This window comes from Polynucleobacter kasalickyi, assembly GCF_900176405.1.
Classification (GTDB): Bacteria; Pseudomonadota; Gammaproteobacteria; order Burkholderiales; family Burkholderiaceae; genus Polynucleobacter; species Polynucleobacter kasalickyi.
This window is the reverse complement of sequence record NZ_FWXJ01000001.1, coordinates 385,121-407,319: the sequence shown is the minus strand read 5'-3', so window position 1 is coordinate 407,319 and position 22,199 is coordinate 385,121. Positions and strand designations below refer to the sequence as shown.

13 protein-coding genes are annotated in these 22,199 nt (G+C 42.3%); 3 read left to right on the top strand and 10 right to left on the bottom strand.

Features of this window, described 5'->3' with window-relative positions; translation table 11 throughout:
* The first annotated feature begins 1 nt into the window (after position 1).
* Positions 2-2,671 (top strand): DNA mismatch repair protein MutS, encoded by a 2,670-nt coding sequence (gene mutS, locus B8983_RS01930; protein WP_084282163.1) that lies wholly within the window; start codon positions 2-4, stop codon positions 2,669-2,671.
* A gap of 102 nt (positions 2,672-2,773) precedes the next feature.
* On the opposite strand, the gene B8983_RS01925 is transcribed toward mutS, so the two are convergent.
* The 3 genes from B8983_RS01925 to B8983_RS01915 all read right to left on the bottom strand — a co-directional run bounded on the left by B8983_RS01925 (position 2,774) and on the right by B8983_RS01915 (position 4,126).
* A complete protein-coding gene (locus tag B8983_RS01925) occupies positions 2,774-3,124 on the bottom strand; it encodes a HepT-like ribonuclease domain-containing protein (RefSeq protein WP_084282162.1) in 351 nt (116 codons plus the stop codon).
* The gene (locus B8983_RS01920) at positions 3,121-3,411 is read right to left on the bottom strand and encodes a nucleotidyltransferase family protein (RefSeq protein WP_084282161.1); all 291 of its coding nucleotides are present in this window, start codon (positions 3,409-3,411) and stop codon (positions 3,121-3,123) included. The genes B8983_RS01925 and B8983_RS01920 overlap by 4 nt, the downstream gene beginning before the upstream one ends.
* A 109-nt stretch (positions 3,412-3,520) precedes the next feature.
* Complete coding sequence (locus B8983_RS01915; protein WP_084282202.1) at positions 3,521-4,126, bottom strand: FKBP-type peptidyl-prolyl cis-trans isomerase; 606 nt, start codon at positions 4,124-4,126, stop codon at positions 3,521-3,523.
* Between the two features lie 17 nt (positions 4,127-4,143).
* Here B8983_RS01915 and B8983_RS01910 point away from each other — a divergent pair, with 17 nt between their 5' ends.
* The gene (locus tag B8983_RS01910) at positions 4,144-5,391 is read left to right on the top strand and encodes a cupin domain-containing protein (RefSeq protein WP_234986847.1); all 1,248 of its coding nucleotides are present in this window, start codon (positions 4,144-4,146) and stop codon (positions 5,389-5,391) included.
* A 150-nt stretch (positions 5,392-5,541) separates the two neighbouring features.
* Positions 5,542-5,733 (top strand): hypothetical protein, encoded by a 192-nt coding sequence (locus tag B8983_RS01905; RefSeq protein WP_084282159.1) that lies wholly within the window; start codon positions 5,542-5,544, stop codon positions 5,731-5,733.
* A gap of 132 nt (positions 5,734-5,865) precedes the next feature.
* Here the strand turns inward: B8983_RS01905 and B8983_RS01900 are convergent, their stop codons facing one another.
* From B8983_RS01900 to bamC, 7 genes are all read right to left on the bottom strand, one after another.
* A complete protein-coding gene (locus tag B8983_RS01900) occupies positions 5,866-7,827 on the bottom strand; it encodes a TolC family outer membrane protein (RefSeq protein ID WP_084282158.1) in 1,962 nt (653 codons plus the stop codon).
* A 2-nt stretch (positions 7,828-7,829) separates the two neighbouring features.
* Positions 7,830-8,939, bottom strand: coding sequence for a beta-barrel domain-containing protein (locus B8983_RS01895; protein WP_084282157.1), 1,110 nt, complete (start codon positions 8,937-8,939; stop codon positions 7,830-7,832).
* Positions 8,936-10,690: a type I secretion system permease/ATPase gene (locus B8983_RS01890; protein ID WP_084282156.1), complete on the bottom strand. Its 1,755-nt coding sequence runs from the start codon at positions 10,688-10,690 to the stop codon at positions 8,936-8,938. The genes B8983_RS01895 and B8983_RS01890 overlap by 4 nt, the downstream gene beginning before the upstream one ends.
* Before the next feature lie 154 nt (positions 10,691-10,844).
* Entirely contained in the window at positions 10,845-12,083 is a 1,239-nt protein-coding gene (locus B8983_RS01885) for a glycosyltransferase (protein ID WP_084282155.1), read from the bottom strand.
* 134 nt (positions 12,084-12,217) lie between these two features.
* On the bottom strand, positions 12,218-19,546 hold the full coding sequence (locus tag B8983_RS01880) for a peroxidase family protein (RefSeq protein ID WP_084282154.1): 7,329 nt from the start codon (positions 19,544-19,546) through the stop codon (positions 12,218-12,220).
* A gap of 683 nt (positions 19,547-20,229) precedes the next feature.
* Positions 20,230-20,889: a LuxR C-terminal-related transcriptional regulator gene (locus B8983_RS01875; RefSeq protein WP_084282153.1), complete on the bottom strand. Its 660-nt coding sequence runs from the start codon at positions 20,887-20,889 to the stop codon at positions 20,230-20,232.
* Between the two features lie 112 nt (positions 20,890-21,001).
* Positions 21,002-22,135: an NlpB/DapX family lipoprotein gene (gene bamC / locus B8983_RS01870; RefSeq protein WP_084282152.1), complete on the bottom strand. Its 1,134-nt coding sequence runs from the start codon at positions 22,133-22,135 to the stop codon at positions 21,002-21,004.
* Positions 22,136-22,199 lie beyond the last annotated feature (64 nt).

Below are 22,199 nucleotides of genomic sequence, written 5' to 3'. Positions count from 1 at the left end.
TATGTCAGATGCATTTGCTGGTCACTCCCCTGCCATGCAACAGTTTTTGCGCATCAAAGCGCAAAATCCTCATGCCTTACTATTTTTTAGAATGGGTGATTTTTATGAATTGTTTTTCGAGGATGCCGTCATTGCTTCACGGATTTTGGGCATTACCCTCACCCAACGAGGCGCCTCGAATGGCGCTCCGATCAAAATGGCGGGTGTGCCTTATCACTCTGCCGAGCAATATTTAGCCAAACTCATTCAAGCAGGTCAAAGCGTCGCTATTTGTGAGCAAGTAGGCGATCCAGCGACCAGTAAAGGTCCAGTTGAGCGCCAAGTGATGCGGATCCTCACGCCAGGGACACTCACCGATAAGGCCTTGCTAAGTGAGCGTCAAGATGCTACTTTGATGGCGTGCTTTGTACATCAGCAACAGGTCGGGATTGCGTGGCTTACTTTAGCCAGTGGTGACCTACGAATCACTACTTGCCCCCAAGTTGACTTTGCCCAACATATTGCGAGGATTAGTCCTGCTCAGTGGCTTTGTATGGAAGAGCAGGCAGAGTTGCTCTCAGGCCTTACTGAAGATATCCCTGCACTCGTCTCCCCTGATAAAGGACTCGTGCCTGCGTGGATCTGGAATGCGGATGAAGGTAAAAGCCGCTTAACGCAACTGTTAAACTTACCAGATTTACAAGCTATTGGGATTGATAACCCGAGTGAGCACATACTTGCCTTTACGGCCGTCTCCGCTCTCCTCTCCTTTGCTGCTTATACGCAAGGTTTGGGTTGGGAAGGGAAGCTGCCGCACATACCGACCTGCGTGGTCGAAAATCATCAATCGTTTATCAGTATGGACGCAGCAACGCGGCGGAATTTAGAGTTAACGCAAACCCTCCGCGGTGAGAGTGATCCAACCCTATTTTCCTTACTTGATGCCTGCGAAAACCCGATGGGTTCACGTTTATTACGGCACTGTATCCACCATCCCTTACGCTCGCAAGTCGAGACAGCTAAACGCCATCAAGCGATTGAGCTTTTACTAAGTGAGTATTTTGTTTTACAAGAAATTCGCAGCTTTTTAAAGCAAATTGCTGATATCGAACGTATTGCAAGCCGCATTGCCCTGAAAACGATTCGCCCACGTGATTTAGCGAGTTTAAGAGATACGCTACAAATCCTTCCTCACGCCCAAGAATTACTTCGCTCTTTACCCCAAGAGGACTCTTTACTGAGTCAGCTGACCAATGATTTAAACACTCCTACTGAACTTTCAGAACTACTCCAGCAAGCCATCCTACCGGAGCCCGCGGCGATTCTTCGAGAAGGCGGTGTGATTGCGGATGGCTATGATGCCACCTTAGATGAATTACGCCTCCTCAGTGTGAACACAGGACAGTTTTTAATTGATCTAGAAGGACGGGAGCGGGCTCGTACCGGCATTAATACCTTACGGGTGGAATTTAATAAAGTGCACGGCTTTTTTATTGAAGTGACGCACGGTCAAACCGATAAAGTACCTCTAGATTACCTGCGTCGCCAAACCCTCAAAAATGCTGAGCGCTACATCACTCCAGAGTTAAAAGCTTTTGAAGATAAAGCCTTATCCGCGAAGGAGAAAAGTTTTGCGCTAGAGCGTCAATTATTTGATGAGTTGGTGGAGCGCTTACAAAGCGATGTGCCCAGAATTCAAACGATTGCTAAAGCCCTCGCCCACATTGACATGTTATGTTCCTTTGCGGTCAAAGCACGGGTCTTAAATTGGGTCAAACCCGAGTTAGTAACGCAGGGCATCGTGCAAATTGAGAATGGTCGCCACCCGGTCGTTGAAGCCCAACTCGCTAAAAAGTCTCTGTCCTTTAGTGGCAATGATTGTGTGTTTAATCAAACACGACGCATGTTGATGATCACAGGTCCGAACATGGGTGGTAAATCGACCTATATGCGCCAAGTGGCCTTGATTACCCTACTAGCCTACCTCGGGTCTTATGTACCTGCTAGCAAGGCGGTGATTGGTCCGATTGATCAAATTTTTACCAGAATTGGCGCCTCCGATGATTTAGCAAGCGGCAGGTCAACCTTCATGGTAGAAATGACCGAAGCGGCAGGGATTTTGCACCGTGCCACACCCAATAGTTTAGTGTTAATGGATGAGATTGGCCGGGGTACTTCGACGTTTGATGGCTTAGCCTTGGCCTGGTCCATTGCCAAACATTTACTTGAGCAAAATCAAAGTTATTGTTTGTTTGCGACCCACTATTTAGAGCTTGCAAGCCTCCCAGCAAATTACTCGCAATGTACCAATGTCCACTTATCAGCGATGGAGCAAGGGAAAAATCTCATTTTCTTACACCAAGTCAAACCAGGACATGCTAGTCAAAGTTATGGCTTACAAGTCGCTAGTTTAGCGGGTGTACCCAAATCGGTGATTGTGCAAGCCAGGAAAAAATTAAGCCAATTAGAGGCGCAAAGTGCCGCGGAAGGCTCGAGTTCACAAGCCGATTTATTTGCTCAGACTACCCATGAAGTAACAAGTTCAGATTCTCTTGAGAACTATTTTGCACAAGATCAACTAGACCAAGAACCCAGTGAATTGGAAATCGCCATCAAAGAACTTGACCCCGATTCCTTGAGTCCCAAGCAAGCTTTAGAGGCACTGTATCAGTTGAAGAATTTACTCAACTAACCTTCATTTAAATTACATAGAAAGAAGATTAAATCTAAACTAGACTGAAAGGATAAGAACTTATTTTGAGTTCTACTTTTTACTACTTAAATCTTTAAAAGCTCAAGCGGAAGCATGTTTTACCATCTTATACAGTTCGGGTAAATCATTGCAAATGGTCTTCCAAACCACTTCAAAATCTACCTTAAAATAACCGTGAGCCAATGCATTACGCATTTGATATGCTGACGAAAGCGGCAACTCAGGGTGAGCCTCCACAAATTCGGGATAACGCTTTTCAATATTGTTGCTCGCTTCACCAATTATTTCAAAATTACGAATCACAGCGTCTTGAACTAACTTGTTTTTCAAAAAACCCACCTCGTCAATATCAGCTACGTAACTTTCAATTCGCTCAATTGACTCCAAAATATGTTCCAAATAATCGGACAGTCGTTGCTCTTGATTATTCATATGAGCTTCGCTTCAGAAATAACTTGGTCTCTGAATCGATCTGGCAAAGCATTCGGCGTAAGAACGTCCACAGGAACGCCAAGTAATATTAATAACTCATGCCTAATGGCACCAATATCAAACATTGTAGTATCAGGGGTTGGGTCGATTAATATGTCTAAATCACTGCCTTCAGAATCATTTCCGTGAAGGACTGAACCAAATACACGAGCATTTCGAGCGCGATGACGCTCCACAACAGCACGAATAGCAATACGATTCGACTCTAGAGCATGCGAGGGTTTCATCTAATCCTTAAAAAATTTCTACTAATTTTAATTTTACGACCCAATGCTTTGGCGAGCAACTCAAAGACCTTAACTATCGATTAGCTTCTAATCCGACTCCTTGAATTGATTAGTGCAAAGTACCCGGACGATCTAAATCCGGAGGTAAAAGATCATCTAAATTCTCGTCATCTTCATCGTCAAATTGATCGACTTGTAGTCCAATTTGATCATCCGCACGACCATTTTCAATTTCTTCTGGCGATGCAGGACGCGTATCAGTGACTTGTAGCCAAAACCGAATAGCCATTCCCGCTAGCGGATGATTGGCATCTAAAACGACCCGATCTTCCGCTAAATCGGTAATCGTATAGATTAAAGAATCGAGATCTTCTTCCTCTTCAAGATCGGCAAATTCAGCGTTTTCTTCCTCTTCCTCAGTATTCGGAATTCCTTCAAACTGCATGCCTACTTCTAGAGGCTCTGGGAAACGATCACGATTCTCAATTCTTAAGAGTTCCGCATCATATTCGCCAAAAGCGTCATGCGGTTCAAGCTGAACTCTGGTTTCAAAACCAATTTCCTGACCTTCTAACAACTCTTCAATTTTCGGAAAAGTGCCAGCGTATCCACCATGGAGATAGACCATTGGATCAGAAGATTCTTCAATAAGATTGTCTTGCGCATCAGTTAGACGGTATATTAACGATACGACAGTATTTTTTTCAATTTTCATCATTAAAGATATTTTACTTGAAACTACCCTACACTCCCCCAACTCCTCCATTTCCCCTGCCACTGCGTGATCCCTGGGCCTTACTAGGTAACCTTACGCCAAGTGAATTCATGCGTGATTACTGGCAAAAAAAGCCCCTACTAGTTAGGGGTGCTATTCCCGCCTTTGGCCTCACGCCAGATTTGCAAAGTCCCATTAGTCCAGCTGAACTCAATGATCTCGCCACGCATGACTTAGTAGAGTCAAGACTGATCCAAAGTAAGCCTTGGCGCCTTAAACACGGGCCACAAAAAACTCGTGGCATTCCTAAAATTACTGAAAAAAATTGGACGATGTTGATCCAAGGAATGGAAGGCTGGCATCCAGCCGCGGCCAAAGTGTTGTCTTGGTTCCGTTTCATTCCAGACTACCGTCTCGATGATTTAATGGTCAGTATTGCCGGTCCTGGGGGTGGCGTTGGTCCACATCTTGACTCTTATGATGTATTTTTAATTCAGATGTCTGGCCGTCGTAAATGGGAAATCCAAAGCAATCCTGATAAAGGCTTCATTGAGGATTTACCATTAAAAATCCTTGAAAACTTTAATCCCACGGATGAATGGGTGCTGGAACCTGGCGATATGTTGTATTTACCACCACAAATAGCCCACAATGGTGTAGCCCTAGATCCAGGCACGCAAACCTGGTCAGTGGGCTTTAGAGCGCCAAGTTACCGTGAACTGATTCAAGAGACGCTCTGGCGTTTAGCGGATCAATTAGAAGATGATTTAAGCCTTTCAGATCTGTTAACCGATGCGGGTCAGATTGCGACCGATCGTCCGGCGAAGATTCCTTCACCCGTGATTCAATCCGTCAAACATCGCTTCCATGAACTGCCGTGGCATGGGCAAGAGTTAGAAGAATTGCTTGAATTCACCTTAGGCGAAATCCTGAGTGAACCCAAACCTACCGTTGTGTTCTCACCACCCTTTGAACCCTTGAGTGAAGCACAGTTTAGAAAAGTGATTGTGCAAGAAGGACTGGTAGTGCATCCACAAACTCGCCTGAACATCAGCGGGGATTACTTATTTTGTAACGGTGCCTTACTCACTTATTTAGATAAAAAATCGGATGCCTTTGAATCTTGGCTACTATTTGCCCATCAACGGGGCTTTTCGCCGAAGCAATGTAGAAGATTTTTATCCTACGCCTCAATGTTCGAACCGGTGTATGAAGGTTACTTAGATGGTTGGTTTGAATTAGGAGCTTATGCGGCGAGTGAGTAAATTTTCGCATCATAAAATTTAATTCACCAAAATCACACCTATTTACAGTAATGAAATATCTTTTCGCTATAATTCTATTTGGGTTATTTTTTATCCAACAATAATTACCGGTAATTACTGTATTTTTAATATTAATAAAGGATTATTCAAATGAACAAGTCACTATTACTTGCAGCACTATTCGCATTAACTATCGCTGCTTGCAGCAAAACAGAAAAGCCTGCTGAAGCTCCTGCTGCAGCTCCTGCTGCTGAAGCTCCTGCTGCTCCTGCTGCTGAAGCAACTAAAGATGCTGCTGAAGCTGTTAAAGATGCTGCTGCTCCAGCACCTGCTGCTAAGTAATTCATTACTTTGTCTGCTGAAAAAGCCGCTTACGCGGCTTTTTTTTCGTCGATGTTTTTAGTAACTACCATCCCCTTCAATCAGACGGGGTAACACCCACCGTCACGTCATGGCAATCGATCCAAGTTCACCTTAAGGAATTTGATCAATTGGGATAATATCAATGGTCTTTTTAAAAGCTGGCTTGATGGGTTTGACCTCTTCGAAGCTTGGCGTCACTTTGTCTACGATGCTCGTCTCCTGCAAAGATTTCACTGAGGAGTATTTCGAACTTTTCGGTGAAATCGGCAAAGCTGGGGGGATGATAGGAGTGGGTGCAGGATCAGAGGCCAACATTCGATACTTCACTGGTTCAGGTACATATACCAAATTCGCAATCTCAGGATCTGGTGCCGGTGGTTTTAAAAGTGTAGTTTTGGCAGTACTTGCTTTACTAACGGCCGGTTTGGCACTTGGCGCTATAGTTGTTACAACCGGCGCAGAGGGTGCTAATTCTGGCTTTGCTAGCGAAGTTTTACTGCTTGGCGCTGGCGTAACTGGCGACTCTTTTGAGCTATCTTTTAGACTCTCAATCGTCACTAGACTCTTATAAGCACTGGCAGGCTTTTGGCTAGGGGGCATATCAATCGTCGACGCAACCGCCGGTGCAACCCCGTACTGAGCTACTTTTCCAGCTTGATCAAAGTTTTCTACAATATTAAATTTATTATCAGAGGGCTCTTCTTTCTTAAACATGGCAATACGAACCGGCGGTCTCGTCGGGTCTTCAAAGTATTTGGTGATTTGTTGAAAACGATCTAGATCAAGCGTCCCACTTAATTGACCTAATTTCAGAAAAGCGATTAAATAATTATATTTTGCCTGGGCTAAATCCCGGTTGTTGTTCGATAAGGATTTTTGCGCGTTCAGTAAATCAACGTTTGCTCTTTCGCCGAATTGCACACTTTTTTGCATGGCTTTGACTAAGGCTACCGTGGAATCTACCGCTAAGCTAACTGCATTAATTTTCTCAAGGCTAGACTGGACAATATCGTACTGCTTTTTTAATTCAGTAATGGTTTGATCACGATTCGCATCAAAATCTGCTTTCGCCTTTTCATAGGAGGCATAGGTTTGGGCTATCCTCGCATCACTCTCACCCCCAGTGTAAATCGGCACACTGACTTGTACCCCAATATAGTTTTGGTTGTAACCAATACCAATGGACGTTAAGGTAGAAGAGGTTTGACTAGATAGCGTACCAACGAGATTGACGACCGGGTATCTACCAGCAACCGCTTTTTCATACTCTCGCAGCGCTACTTCTGTCTGAAATGCTTGTGCTTTAATCTGCGGACTATTAAGCATCGTCACGTCACGCCACTCTGTAAAACTTCTAAACTTAATGGGCAATGCCTGAAATTGACGGTCGAGTGGGGTAATTTCCTTACTATCTGCTGGATACCCGATGATGTCGACTAGCTTTCGACGATTGTTTTCCAAGGTATATTCAATATCGATGATTTTTGACATCGACACACGATACGCCGCTAAAGCTTCTAATACATCCGTTTTAGAACTTTCGCCATTCACAAAAAACTTTTCCATGAGTTTTGACTGCTCTAAGAGTGCATCGCGCTCCGTCATCTGAAACTTTAATGAATCCTGTGCGAACAAGGTATCTAAGTAAGCTTGCGTGACTCGAATGAGTAAATCTTGTGCGTTATATTTGAACTTTTCTTCACTAAAATTTGCCTGTGACTGCCCTTGCCGATAACGCGCAATCGCATCCATACTAAAGAGAGGCATGGTCAGTTGTAATGAACCATTTTCACTGGGGTACTTTGACTGAGTAGCACTCGCACTAGCCCCTTTCGTCCACTGCATCGTATCATTTTGATAGTAGTAATAGTTTGCAGACAACTTCGGCATCAAAGCAGACAAACCGATGTTCTTATTCGCCGCACCTGATTCAAAATCTTTGAGTGCGGAACGATAAGTCGGATCATTCATTAATGCTAAATCATAGGCTTCCGTCAGGGTCAAGGCGTGGCACGTTACACTAGCCAATGCCACACAAGAAATTACTAAAGCCTTCATACGCCAATGCTGCATGGTTAGTCTTCCCGCAAAGCTGAGTGGAATCGATCTGTGACGGGCTTGAGTATATATGTCATGGGTGATTGTTCACCCGTTTTAACAAATAAATCGACGGGCATACCAGGGCGTACTTTATAGCTACCCAATAATTTTTTACCTTGTTCTGTCGCTTTTGCTTGAATTTTGTAATAGGGTTGACCAGTTTTTTCGTCGACTATCCGGTCTGCTGCAATCGATAACAAAATACCCGGAATATGCGGAGTCCGATTGGTGTTAAACGCCGTAAACATCATTTCAACCTCTAAACCTTCGTGCACCTTATCCACTAAATGAACGGGTAACTGCGCGTCAATAATTAAGTCATCATTGGTTGGAATCACTTCCATCAAACGCACGCCAGGGGACACAACGCCACCTTTCGTAAAGACTTGTAAGTTCACCACGCGACCGTCAACCGGGGATTTCACATCGGTATTCGCTAAATCTAATTCCATTGGATTTAAGCGTTCTTTTGCTTCACTAATTTGCTGCCTCGTCCGAATCAGGTTACCTTCATCATCCGAGATACTGGTTTTGAGTTGCAATTCTTGACGTTCAAACTCAAGGACTCTGTTCGTCGCCATATAACCATCTTTACTCAACTCTTGCATATTCTTTAATTGCTGAGAGAGTAAAGCATATTGTCTTTTCTTTTGCTGAATGGAGATTTCCAAAGCTCTTGCTGTGGCCTCAAAGCCCTGAATCGATTCTTTTGTACCCTGAGCTTGCGATGCGGCAGCAATGGGGTTAATCTTCAGCAATACTTGCCCCGCTGTAACCGTCTCACCCTCTTTGACTTTAATGTCATCAATAAAGCCTGACAGTGGAGCTTGAATCGTTTTACGATTCGAGTCCGTCATCACATAACCAGAGGTGGAAACACCCTTATCGATAGTGGCAAAAGTCATCCAAAGGAAAGTACCGCCCACCCCAACCAGTAAAAAAAGCCAACCTAAACGCGCGTAATACTTTTCGTCTTTCGAATCATCTACGGCTGCCTCTTGTTGTCTTTGCTGCAGAATGGCAATATTCTGTTCAGCTTTTTCTTCAACAGTAATTTCTCGGGACTTTTTGCTTAAAAAACTCATGCTACTTGTCCTCCACCGTTTTCAATCGCCATCGGGTCTTGGGTTGCCAATTGTTTTTTATGTGCATCCTGTATGTCTTGCATAATCTTTTGCGTAGGCCCAAAAGCCTTCATCATTCCATCATCTAATAGTAATAGTTTACTGGTTACTGCCAGAATACTAACGCGGTGGGTAACAAGCACCACAGTAGCATTGCGTTCTTTGAGTTTTTTAATCGCCACAATCAAACTGTCTTCACCAATGTCATCTAAATTCGAATTTGGCTCATCTAATACGATTAAGTTTGGCTTACCATACAATGCTCTGGCTAAAGCAATCCGTTGCTTTTGACCACCTGACAAACCGAATGTCGCATCGCCGAGTTTCGTATCGTATCCTTGAGGAAACCGTAAAATCATCTCGTGCACACCCGCAGTTTGAGCGGCCTCAATCACATCCTCAGGCGTGAAGTCGTTAAAACGAGCAATATTTTCACTGACTGTACCAGGGAACATATCAATATCTTGAGGCACATAGCCAATGCTAGAACCTAATTCATCTTTGTTCCATCGGTAAATATCTGCACCATCTAACCTGGCACAATTTGGTGCCCCAGGCCATAACCCCACCATCACTTTAGCCAAGGTAGATTTGCCAGAAGCACTTGCGCCAATCACACCAAGTACATCCCCAGGTTCTAATTTAAAAGCAACATTTTTGATCACTGGCTTGGATACTCCAGGAGGTGCCGCGTACACACCTTCCAATTCCACATATCCTTTTGGTTTGGGTAAGCTCATACCAACCACTCTTGGGGGGTTATCCGCCAATAATTTATCTAAGCGGTTATAAGCACTTTTCACGCCACTCCATTGACGCCAGACGCCAATCACGGCTTCTACCGGACCTAAGGCTTTGCCTAATAGAATACTAGCGGCAATCATCATACCTGGTGACAATAGATTCTCAAGAACCAGGTAAGCCGCAAAGCCTAAAGCTAAAGACTGGAAGCTCGTTCTAAAAAACTTCGTTAGAGAAGTCATGTTAGAAGATCTTTGACTAGCGACTTCTTGTAGCGTCAAAAATTTACTGTGCAAGTCATACCAACGTTTCCGAATACCTGGCAACATACCCATGGTTTCTAAAACGTCTGAACTTCGCAGGTTGTTGGTAGCTAAATTACTGGAGGCGACCGCTAAATTGTTTGCTTTACCCAAAGGTTCATTGGTAATAGATTCATTAATCACTGCAACAGTTAACACGATCAATACGCAAACCGTTGAAAAAACACCTAACCAAAAGTTAAAGATAAAAATTACGATCAAATAGATTGGAAACCAAGGTACATCAAAAAATGCATACAAGGCTGGTCCTGTGACAAATTGGCGCAGCGTCGTCAGATCGTTTAAGGCCTGGCCAGCATTCCCACCTTTTTGTTTTAAGTTTTGCTCAAAAGCAGCCGTATAGGTTCTTTGGTTGAGTTCACTATCAATCTTTTTACCAATCGCAATGACGGTATGACTACGAATCGACTCTAAGCCTGCATAGAGCAAATTAAGAAACAATAAAAATGCGGTTAACATCAATAAAGTGTATTCATTTCTGGAAGTCAATACCCTGTCATACACTTCCAACATATAAAAAGAAGGTACCAATAACAGCATATTCATTACTGCTGTAAAGGCAGCCACAGACCAAAAAGTACTTTTAAATTTATAAAGGGAAACTAAGATTTCGTTTTTAGCTTCTGGAGCCTTTAGAAAATTGAACATTTTTATATGATTTTATGTAAGTTTTGAGATTGCTTTGGTTAGGTATTACTGTAATTCACCCTCTATGATACCGAATTTTTATGTTGAATTCAGAATTTAAAACATTCATATAGTTTTTGCTAAGTTTTTATTTCAATTAGCATTTTTTTATTTTTTACTGTTTTGACAAGTGCTCAATCCATTGCAACTGTCTTGGCAAACAGACACGCTGTAAATCATAATGATCAATGACAAAATTCCTGGCATTTTGCCCAATGATTTTGGCATGTTCAGGATACTGTAAGAGTTGGATGACGCTATTTGCTAGCGCTTGCGAATCGAAAAAATTCACCAACCGCCCCGTCATATTATCGATAATGACCTCATGTAATGGCGCAGTATCTGAAGCAACCACACAGGCCCCCATACTCATCGCTTCCATTAAGCTCCAACTGAGAACAAATGGGTAGGTTAAATACACATGTACTTTGGAGAGTTGCATCACCGTGATATAAGCAGCGTACTCTAAACTGCCGAAGAAATGGACTCTTTGCACATCGAGTTGATCCTTGACTTCATCAAAGAACTTCTCTTTCCAAGTGCCTGATGCTGGTTTACCACCATAACTGACGCCATCGCCACCGACAATAAATACATGCGCTTTCGGTCTTGCTGCAAGAATCGCTGGCAAGGATCGCATAAAAATATGGTAACCGCGATATGGCTCCAAGTTGCGATTCACAAAAGTGATAATTTCATCATCTCTTGTAAACCTCAGGACCTGTCCCCCCACTTTCAATGAAATAAAAGCATCTGGATTCGGCTTTAACAAATCAGTGTCAATCCCATCATGAATCACGCTCATCTTATTACGAATGGTTTCTGGATAAGTGCTCGCTTGCCATTGTGTTGGGGAAATGGAGGCCTCTGCCTCATGAAAATGTAAATGGTTAATCGTGTTTTTAAGAGCAATGCGACAAGAAAGTGATGGGTCACTATCGATAAACTCAGGATCGAAATTAACGTCGCCCCCTTCTGCATGATAGAAAAACTCACCGTACAAGCCAAGTTTAGCGGTAGGCCAAACTTGTTTGATAAATAGACTTTCGCCCCAACCCGGATGTGCCACGATGATATCCGGCATCAATCCTTGTGCTTTTAATTCCTGTGCCTTTATAAATGCACCCTGTGCACGAATTAATTTTGTTTCAAAGTCGGCTGCCCACGGATGGACCCCGGTAGTCGATCCTTGTGATGGGTGATAGTAATGTACTGGAATATCCAACCATTCTTGTTGCACAACTTTCCGGTCCGTGCTGCAAGCTATTGCCACTACCTGATGATTTGCTTTGAGTGCTTGCGCTATATGTTTAAATTGGCCTGGAAAGTTTTGATGGATAAAGAGGATTTGCATAAGCGACCAAAGTATTAATATTTAAAGACTATTTTTTATTTTACCAATAAAAAAGTCCCTGAATTGCTTCAGGGACTTCTTATGACTTCTACAACTTTTCAGTACTACACGTATTTCTTCTTCGTTCTACTTGATTAAGCAACGTGTACATCAGTGCCAGCTGTAAACTGACCAACACCAACTAAACTTGCTACTTGATCTACGTGCATTGCTCCACCACTATAGCTTACGTAGTACATCTTGTCAGTACCTGTATTGTTACCAGTAGTACCTTCAATCAATACCGCTTTTTGCGTATCATTTGTGAAAGCACCTAAATGACCAGCACCGTTACCGAAAATACCACTCCAGTTTGCAGAGTTTGACAAATCAACTGTTGAATTAATCAATACAACGTGTTGGTCATATGCAGAAGCAGCTACGTTTGCGGTAGATGATCCATTACTGAAAACATTCGTCGCATTTAAATTCGTCAAGAATGATGAAACTTGCAACGTATCGAAAGCTGCACCTGTTTTAGTAAAGCCGGTAATAGTATCTAAACCGTTACCTGCTGCAGTTGTCTCGAATGCAAAAGTATCATGTCCAGTTCCACCTGCTAGGGAGTCATTACCTGCACCACCGACCAAAGTATCACCAGTATTCGTTGTAGCAGTATTATGAGCAGCCAAAGTATCAGCAAATCCAGAACCTACATACTTGAGGGTAGTTGAGTTAGCCATGTTAGCCATACGAACTGTTACACCAGCATTAACGCTTGAGAAATCTAATACTTCGATATTCAATAGTCTTGCCGCTGTCGCATTAGATACGTTAGAAGCATCAGTCGTTGTGAATACTTTAATCGTATCGGTACCAGCTCCACCATCTACTGTTGCTGCGTTTGAGTAACCATTAATCGTATCGTTACCAGCTCCAGCATAGATTTTGTTAGTAGTAGAAGTAGCGCCAGTAATCATGTCAGCAAAAGCGCTACCATTAATTGAAGTAAACGATTCAGTCTGATTCGTCAAATCAATAGTTACACCAGCAGCAGCATTTGCAGCGGAGATGACTTCAACGTTCACTACAGCCGCATTAACAGCTGCTGAGATTGCTAAAGCATCTCTTGCAGAGTTGATTTCGATTGTATCTGTCTGTGTACCACCATCCACCGTATCACCAGCTGCAAAACCTACGATCGTATCGTTTGCACGACCAGTCGAGATGGTTTCTACACCAGTACCAACGGTAATCTTATCGACACCGCCAATCTGAACAATAAATGTTCCACCATTACCTGTAGTATCAATTAATAGGTTCTCAGATTGCTTACTGAGGTCCAAATTAAATTGCGCTACACCAGCAATACCAGTGCTAGAGTAGATTTGCTCAATACCAGTCAATTGTGCATCAGTGGCATTACTTAAATCGGTTGTATAAGCACCGTTTAATAGTCCAAGATTCAAGCGGTCTGTACCAACACCACCATCGACTGTATCAGCACCTTGGAAGCCGTTAATTACGTCGTTACCAGCAAATCCTAGGATGATATCTGCATTCGCTGAACCAGTAATGTTATCTATAACAGCATTGTTGGTACCGAGGATAGTTACACCAGAAACAGTCTTCGTATCATTGGTTGAATTGTGAGTTCCAAACACATCTGTATAGCTTGTAGTCGTACGGTACTGGGTAACCGCATTACCAGAATTTACAGATAACGCAGGGTTCGTTTGAAGATTAACGTTTGTCCAAGTTGTACCGTTGGTAGAAGACTGCCACTGATACGGATTAGACGTGTTGACTGGTTGTGGATTTGCTCTGCTGAGAGGCTGGTCAACTACTAAACCAGTCGTTGCACCTGCTCTGACTAGATCAGGGTCGAGTAAGGCATTGAGCGCATTTACAGTCACAGCAACAGAAGAACCAACTGCTGCAGTAGAAGCTGTATACGCACCTGTCAACGCAATACTACCAGTTGCAGCTTCGTTCACGTTAATTGCTGATACGGCGATATTCGTCACGTTATAGGCACCTGAAACCGTATCAGTAGCAATAATATCTACGTTATAAGGAGTTGTACCAAAGTGCGTTAGATTCTCATAGTTCAGACCAGTACCGTTCGCCTTCAATGAATAAGTACCGTTACCATTATTCACTAATGTGAAGTTTGCATCATCAGCGGAATTACCGAGTCTTACGCTTAGTGGGTTACCTGAAGCTAATGAAACTCCAAAAGTCTCAATGGTTGCAGTTGAGTTTTCGTTAATGGACGTTGAAGCTACTACGTTAGTAAATCTTGGACCTAATAATTCAGAAACCAATACTCTTTGATCAGAGAACTGAATATACGTCATACCAACTAACAAGTCAGAACCACCAGCAGTACCGCCGTTTTCGACCACAACGTCAACTTGCTGACCACCAACGCTCGCAATCTTGTCACTAATTAAAATACCAAGCAATGAACCTTCATGTGAAGTATTAACTAGTACACCTTTGAAATTATAGTCTTGGAATCTACCAGTATAGACAGCAGTATCTGCACCGAGACCCGTTCCATTTGAATTCACCATATCATTGCCGAGCACTGTATCTTTAAACATTGCTGACTTCAACATGTCAGTGAAATGCTTATCAAACAAATGTGATCCAGCTACTGCATTTGCTTGATCAATCAAGTCGCCAGTTGTTGCTAAAGTTGCAGCTACGCCACCCTGACCGTAAACTCCAGTACCAGCTCTATGAGTGGCCGTATCGAAGGCTGTGTAATCATAAGTCGCTTGAACACCACCAACTTGATAGTTACCAATTAATGAATCTAAGCGAACATGATTACCAACGATGATGTCGTTACCACCACCACCACTAATTGTGTCATTACCAGATCCACCGATTAACCAGTTACCAACATCATCACCAATGATTGTGTCATTGTTAGCTGTTGCCACAATACCTTGAATCTGGAACCATGCTGGGAAGTCTGTTGCAGTTCCTTTGATGGATACAGCAGGAGCAGCTTGTGTAGAGAAGTCAGCCACGACACCAGGAGCACCAGCACCCCAATCTGACAAGTCCATAATATTGAAGCCAATGTCAGCCGCAGTTTCAGTAGTAATTCCTAAACCACCAACAACTTCATCCACACCAGCACCAACTAAAGCTTGTGAAGGAGCACCTGGACGAAGAATGTCATCACCAGAACCACCAGAGAGTACGTCTTGGTCAGCACCACCAACAATTACGTCATCTCCAGCATCACCCCAGAGTAAGTCACCACTTGTACCACCATCAATGTAGTCGTTACCATCACCAGCATGGGTGAATGGGTCTGTATCAGCACCACCATAAATCACATCATCGCCAGCTTCGCCAGAAATTTTATCAATACCAATACCACCGTAGATGGTATCGTTACCAAAACCACCAATTAACTGGTCAGTTCCGTTCATCGCTGTACCAGATGCGTCACCGAAAATGACATCATCACCAGCACCGCCATCAATCACGTCAGGGCCTTCGCCACCGTACATCGTATCGTTACCGGCACCACCATACAGTTTGTCCATACCGCCACCACCGTAGATGATGTCATTGCCACCATCACCATAAGCAGTATCATCACCCTCACCCATGAAGACAACATCGTCATAGTTAGTACCTACTAATACCTCATTGGAACCATCACCTGACACTGGCATGCCATCAAGAGCAGCTTGACCGTGCATCACATCAGGACGCACGTCATAAACATACTTCTCAGAAATCGTTGATAAGACAGCACCTGCTAACTGATTATTAACGTCAGAAACTGTTAAGTTTTGGGCACCATCGTTATGAATTACTGTTGTGATCGACTTAATAACGCCATTACCTAATTCAGCATTCACACCACCAGTAGAGCTTGAACCAACACTATAAATACCTACATGTTGTTGAGGAGCAGTAGTATTGGCTGCTTCGTAAGTCGCCATGACATCAGCATACTTGTGTTCACGACCTTGAACAACAATATTGGAGGAAGAAGCTTGTTGACCCATATCATAGTAGGCATCTGCATAGGCGAATACGTTACCATTCAAATGGGTTAAACCAGTATTACGTTCAACGATATCTTTGAACTGCTCGTTGACCATCTGTTCGTTAATCTGTAAACCAGATAATCGATACAAGTAATAGAAGCGATCACCGTCCATCAATCTTTCGATTTGATCAAGGAAGATGTAGTTGAAAGTTTCACCTAAAAGACCACCAAGCACGTGTTGTTCGGCTAAGCCACCTAACCAAGCATCCACTTGATTGACGTCATGATTATTCGTCATGAAATCGTTAGCACTTTGATATGTGTAACCATATACGCTGTCAACACCGCCGTTATAAACGTCGATTAACGCATTAGCACGATCAATGTCACCATCCATTGAGTAAGCGGCAATAAAGCCAGCTAAATTGGACGAGTGCAACATGTGGCTACCGAAATCTGACCAGTTCTGATAGGCAGCTTTACCGATTGCAACTCTCATATCATTCAAGGTTGGTAAACCCATATCACGGCCACGAGCAATATTAATTGCAGCGAGGTCGAGTGGTTGACCGAGTAAACCTTGGTTCATCGCTGGAGTTAAGAACTCATCGACTTCATTCATTTGTTGATGGGTCATACCGAGGGTAATCGCACCAGCACCAACTTCAGAATAAAGAGCAGGATTTAAGAATGCATCTTTGAGGGCATAGCTCATGATCTTGCCAGACAAACCACCTGTAGGATCCATTGTGTCAATGGTTTCACGTAGTGTTGAGTGACCGAAACGGAAGGCTACTTGACCATACTCGTTGGTAACGTTGGCATTTAAGCTAGAGTTGTAACCAACAAACTCAGGAATATCTGGAGTAACGGATCTTGAATATTGGTCCACTGCAACGTGCTGGTATTCCATTTCAACAGTAATTTTTGCAGCGTTGAAAATCTTCTCAGAATCCCAGTTGATTGCACCATTAGCGCTTTCCAAATAATTACCATTTGCATCTTTAAATGCAGTAGCGATTTGCCATTTGTGTAATGTATCGTGACTTGTATCACCATTGATTACAGCTTGTGTATCTTGATCTTGAATCGACTGCTCAATCACCGCTACTTGATAGTTATGCTCTTCGTGCCATACATGGTGAATGGAAGTTAAACCAACGTTTTCGTTCGCACGACCGTCACCAGCAACGTAGTGATCACCAATCGACTCAATTAACAACTCTTTAACCAAAGCAGTCATTGCAGAGGATAAACCTGCTTTCGGTTGGAATGTTGCAAAGTCAATGATGTCTGAAAGGCTGGCCATTCCTGGACCTGCACCAATCATGATGTTACCCATAGAAATAGTGCCGACAGGATTGCTTGCACTGTAAACACCACCACCAGCTGCGAACGCAAGTTTATCAGCAATCGCTTGTGCGTTAATCGCCTGAATAATGTTTGTTGCAGTAGCCACTCCAGCAGCTGCACCAGTTAATGTAGCGAGTACTGGAGGCTTCGTTGTCCAAGTTGCAAAATGTGTCGCATCAAAGTGCGGGTTCATATCTAAAATAATGGCGTCGCCGGTACCTGCGCCAGCGCCCGTAATTACATGACCACTTGCATCACGGTTTCTGAGGCCAGAGATATCATCCCAGTTCAAATCATCACGACCAGTTGCAACTAAATGGGCACGGAGCTCATTTAAGGTTGGCAAGGTTGAGTCAGTTACTTGACCTAATCCATCTGTCCAAGTTTGCGCAGTATGACCATCCAATAAACTAGCACCTGCGTGGAATGTTTTGCCACCATCTGAACTTACCCATTCACGGAGAATAGAGATTTTTGAATTGTCTGAACCATAAGTCTGTGACTGATCAATATAAGGTGAAGAATGGTTGACATAATTTGGATCACCAGCAGTTGGGCCTGTTGTATCAAAGCCAGCAACGTTTGCACGGTTAATCGTCATGGAAGTGTTACCTTGACCACCAAAACCATCCAATGGATTACCTGGGGCAATATAAAGCGGATCTGAAGTTGCTAATGCAATCTTCACAGTAGTTTGTTGAGCACCCTTACCAATAAAATCAAGGCCATGGTCAAAGAATTGACCAAATAATGCAAAGTAACCGTTGTTTGGAGCAACACCTGGGTTAATACCACCGATGAACTGTTCTTGATGAGCAGCAATTGCACTTAAAGTAATAGGAGCATTGGTTGGCTGGAATGTTTGTGGATTTAATGCAGTTGGATCAGTGATAGCAACACCATTTGAATAGTGAGCTGCGGCACCATTTGTAAATGCAGTTGGGGTAACTGCACCAGTAACAGGATCAACCATTAATAAGTTGGAACCATCAATTACGATTGGATTGTGTGTAACAGGATCGATAACTACGGAGCCATCAGCAAAATGTAATGCAGCTTGAGTATTGGTAATTGTAAATGGCGTCTTTGTGGCTACCCATGTACCACCTTGTAACACATGCTTGAACACAGTTAAGTTGTGATTAGTCACCACTGTATTACCTGACAAGTTTTGATAATCAACTTGACCTAAACCAGTCGTTGCATCTAATTGCCCCCAGTCAGTGACCTGTGCTACCCCTTCATTAAATACAATCTTACCGTTGGCATCTTTTGCGAAAGTCACACCAGCAGTTGTTGTATCAAGACTGATCATACGCGGCGTATAGTCCACTACACTTGCTTGGGTAACAGATAATGGAGTTGTTGTTGCTTGACCTTGTGAACCATTGCTTGAGTATCCGCCAGAACCAGTGGTTAAATAGTCAGTAGCGAAAGTAACCTTGGTGTAGTCGAATTGTTTTGCGAAGAAAGCACCTGAATCAATGTAAGTAGCACTGTTTGCTTGAGCCGCTGCGGCTACATCAAAAGCAGATCCAGAGTTTGCTGTGGCAATTGGCGTTAAGTTTTGATTCAGGCCACCAGTTAGAGTAAATGCACCAGTACCAGCAGTTAAGATCGGGTTTCCAAGCGCATCTGTCATTGCATAGCCATACGAGTCAACTGCTTGCACTTGAGCTCCACCAACATCAGTTAACGTAGGGCCACCAACTCCTGTAGTTGGATCTGCTGGTTTTAAATAGTTACCAAAGTCAGCTGCCACAATTCTTGGGAAAGGTAAATTCACTTGACCCCAATGTGTTTGACCAGCTGTTAAATTATTGTTTTGACCAGTTAAATTTCTAAGTCCAGAAATATCAGTTACTGAGACGTATGAAACACCGTACTGGTTCACGTTGAGGTTGTTGCCTGCTGCGTCAACTCTAGTAGTTCCAGGAATGAGTGTACCGTTGGAGAGGTATGCACTCGTCGTACCATCCCAATTGATAATGGGATTACCGAGGGAATCAAACAACGGAATAAAAGTTGCTTGACTGTATAAAAATGACATATCGCCAGTGTTAAAAGACCAAGGGCGTAGTGCGTAGGTAGTAGATCCAGCCATGATTAATCCTTAATTTAAAAGTTTTATAAAGAATGCTTTCAATCCAAACAAATTAAATCAATCAAAGATCGATTTAATCTTTAAATCTTGTTGTTCTAACCTTGAGATTTTTCACAGAGCGAACCATATAGAAATGGTTTGTGAAATTATTGAAATTTAATTGAAAAAATACCTGCTTTTGTACAACCTTGCTAACAGATTTTCTTTGATTAAATTTTTTATAATGTCAAAGTTAAAAAAACGTTACTGCAAAATGCAGGGCAAAAAGTAAGCCCAAAAGTACAACAATTTCTAATATCTGAAGTTCAATACAAAAGAAAAACGCATGTAGGACTTCTATGATTTTGATAATACGGAGGGATGAGTGCCATGAATATGGGCTTGTACTACTTATTTTTCTGCTTTAAATAACTACTATTTTTAGTAGATTTAATTACTTAAATTATTTAATTCAAGCAATTACACTTCAATATTTCCCTTATCGCCAATAAAATAAAGGAAATAACCAGCAACTAAAATATAGTACTTTTGTACTATAAAATTTAAATCCAATAAAACTTATTTATTACTGTAATAAATAATTAATATAAATTTTTAAATTAATTTGGAATTTGTTGCTTTTTTTTAACTTTTTACGCAGTACCTACTTGATTGAATACTAAGGAATAAATTAGAAAATCTTCTTAGGTATTCTTTAAATGATCTAAACAAAACACATAAAGTTCCATACGACTCTTGACACCAACTTTGCCATAAATGGCAGCAAGGTGATTTCTCAAGGTATGTTCGGAAATATTCAGTTCACTGGCAATCACTTTATAACTCTTATCAGAACTCACAACAATGGATTGAATAATTTTGTGCTCTTTTTTTGTTAAAGACTCTAGTTTTACCTGTTCTTCCGTTTTTGGTTTAGGCGTACTGGCCTTAGCAATTTCTAAAAGGATTCTTGAGGTTGCATTTCGGTTCACCCAAATTTCACCCGCATGAATCCGATCAATTGCCTTAAGTAAGGTTTGAGCGGTATCGTTTTTATTCAAAATACCTCTAGCACCTTTAATCACCACCAGATCATGCAATTCATCTTCTAGAGTACCCGAAATAACCAAGATATTGGTTGGAGCATACTTTAGGATTTCAGGAATCAATTCAATCGATTCATTCTCTAACATGGCTGCATTAATCAGAACAAGGTCTGGTTTTTGAGAGGCTACTGCTAAAAGAGCCTGCTCATGGGTGTTAGCTACGCCAACTAATTCGATGTTCTGATCACTTTCAATCAGTTTTTGGATACCCCAAATAAGTATTTGAAAGTCATCAACCAACAATACCCGAATCGTCATAATATTTTTTTACTTTTCCAAAAGAAAATAACTAATGAAGTCTTTAAAGCCATCAACAAGGAATAGCCCAGTTCATGAACTGGGCTATCAATGAATCACTAAGTGAATACTCTCAATATACCACTTGTTGATCAAGGATTGTTAAGATTGGCTTTGCAACCTCGGTAGTTGTTTTATTACCAAGTTCATCCAACACAGTCACCTTAGTAGAGTTGTTATCGACACTCTTCACGATTACCTGATATTTTTTAGCCTTCTTTAAGTCTTCTTCTTTTGAAGAACTAAATAGACTTGAGAACCAGCCCTGTTTAGCAGCAGGCTCTAAATTGGAACTGACATAACGAACATAAAATACCCCTTTAGAACGATCTCGATCTTCAACTGAGAAGTTTGACCGATCTAAACCCAATCCAACTTCACGCCAAGCGCGATCAAAGCCTTGGGCAATCAGTAGCGCATCAACTTGATCAATCACTTGCAATCTAGAAACACGAGCTTTACCAGTATCAACAGCAGTCTTTACGGCAACTTTAGCCGACTCATTACTACTTCCTAGATAAACCAACATTCTTGCCAACAAATCTGCTTCTAACTCAGGATCTGATGGCCTAGAAGTCCACTTAGTCATATTTTTATCGGCACCAGTGATTTCTTCTCTGGCTCCCTTATGAGAAATATAAATTTCTGTCTCGCCCTTTGGAGATTTTTCTAAACGAGTTCTAAATTTATCTCTTTCGCCGGTTGAGTACAGCGTCTCCAGGGTCTTACCAAGAAATCGACGAACCATATCATCAGGAATATTTGCCCTATTTTCAGCCCAATCCGTTTCCATAATGCCAGTATTGGGTGAGTCTGTCGCTAATAAAAAGCCAGTATCTTCCCAGAAGTTTTTAATTTTAGGGTAGAGTTCGGTGGTAGATTTTTGAGTAACAATCCAACGACGATTACCCTCTCGCTCGATCCTAAAACCGGCTTGCTCAGGGGTTACTGTGTTTTTATTGACAAGGTCCTTAACCCTCACGGAAGATGCGTTGTACTGAGATAAGGTGGCTGAACCATCTGCCACACCATATCTTTTATCTACCGTTGGGATTGATAAATCAGGGGGAATACTTAAGTTAGGTGTTTTCTTTTCGCCCTGGGACTTATAGTCAATCGATTCATTCGTCAATGAAGTCGTGCAAGCACTAATAGATAGTAGTACTAACAACATCAAGCCATATTGGGTGGACTTTGTAATACGCATTAAAATTCTCTTTCCATAGTTTGCATGTAGTTATTACACGACGGTTTATTCATAATGCAGGTTC

Coding starts and splice junctions, on each gene's coding strand:
- B8983_RS01885 (WP_084282155.1), bottom strand. CDS start 12,083: ATGCAAATCCTCTTTATCCATCAAAACTTTCCAGGCCAATTTAAACAT.
- B8983_RS01895 (WP_084282157.1), bottom strand. CDS start 8,939: ATGAGTTTTTTAAGCAAAAAGTCCCGAGAAATTACTGTTGAAGAAAAA.
- B8983_RS01905 (WP_084282159.1), top strand. CDS start 5,542: ATGAACAAGTCACTATTACTTGCAGCACTATTCGCATTAACTATCGCT.
- B8983_RS01920 (WP_084282161.1), bottom strand. CDS start 3,411: ATGAAACCCTCGCATGCTCTAGAGTCGAATCGTATTGCTATTCGTGCT.
- B8983_RS01915 (WP_084282202.1), bottom strand. CDS start 4,126: ATGAAAATTGAAAAAAATACTGTCGTATCGTTAATATACCGTCTAACT.
- B8983_RS01900 (WP_084282158.1), bottom strand. CDS start 7,827: ATGCAGCATTGGCGTATGAAGGCTTTAGTAATTTCTTGTGTGGCATTG.
- B8983_RS01875 (WP_084282153.1), bottom strand. CDS start 20,889: ATGACGATTCGGGTATTGTTGGTTGATGACTTTCAAATACTTATTTGG.
- B8983_RS01925 (WP_084282162.1), bottom strand. CDS start 3,124: ATGAATAATCAAGAGCAACGACTGTCCGATTATTTGGAACATATTTTG.
- B8983_RS01890 (WP_084282156.1), bottom strand. CDS start 10,690: ATGTTCAATTTTCTAAAGGCTCCAGAAGCTAAAAACGAAATCTTAGTT.
- B8983_RS01880 (WP_084282154.1), bottom strand. CDS start 19,546: ATGGCTGGATCTACTACCTACGCACTACGCCCTTGGTCTTTTAACACT.
- bamC (WP_084282152.1), bottom strand. CDS start 22,135: ATGCGTATTACAAAGTCCACCCAATATGGCTTGATGTTGTTAGTACTA.
- mutS (WP_084282163.1), top strand. CDS start 2: ATGTCAGATGCATTTGCTGGTCACTCCCCTGCCATGCAACAGTTTTTG.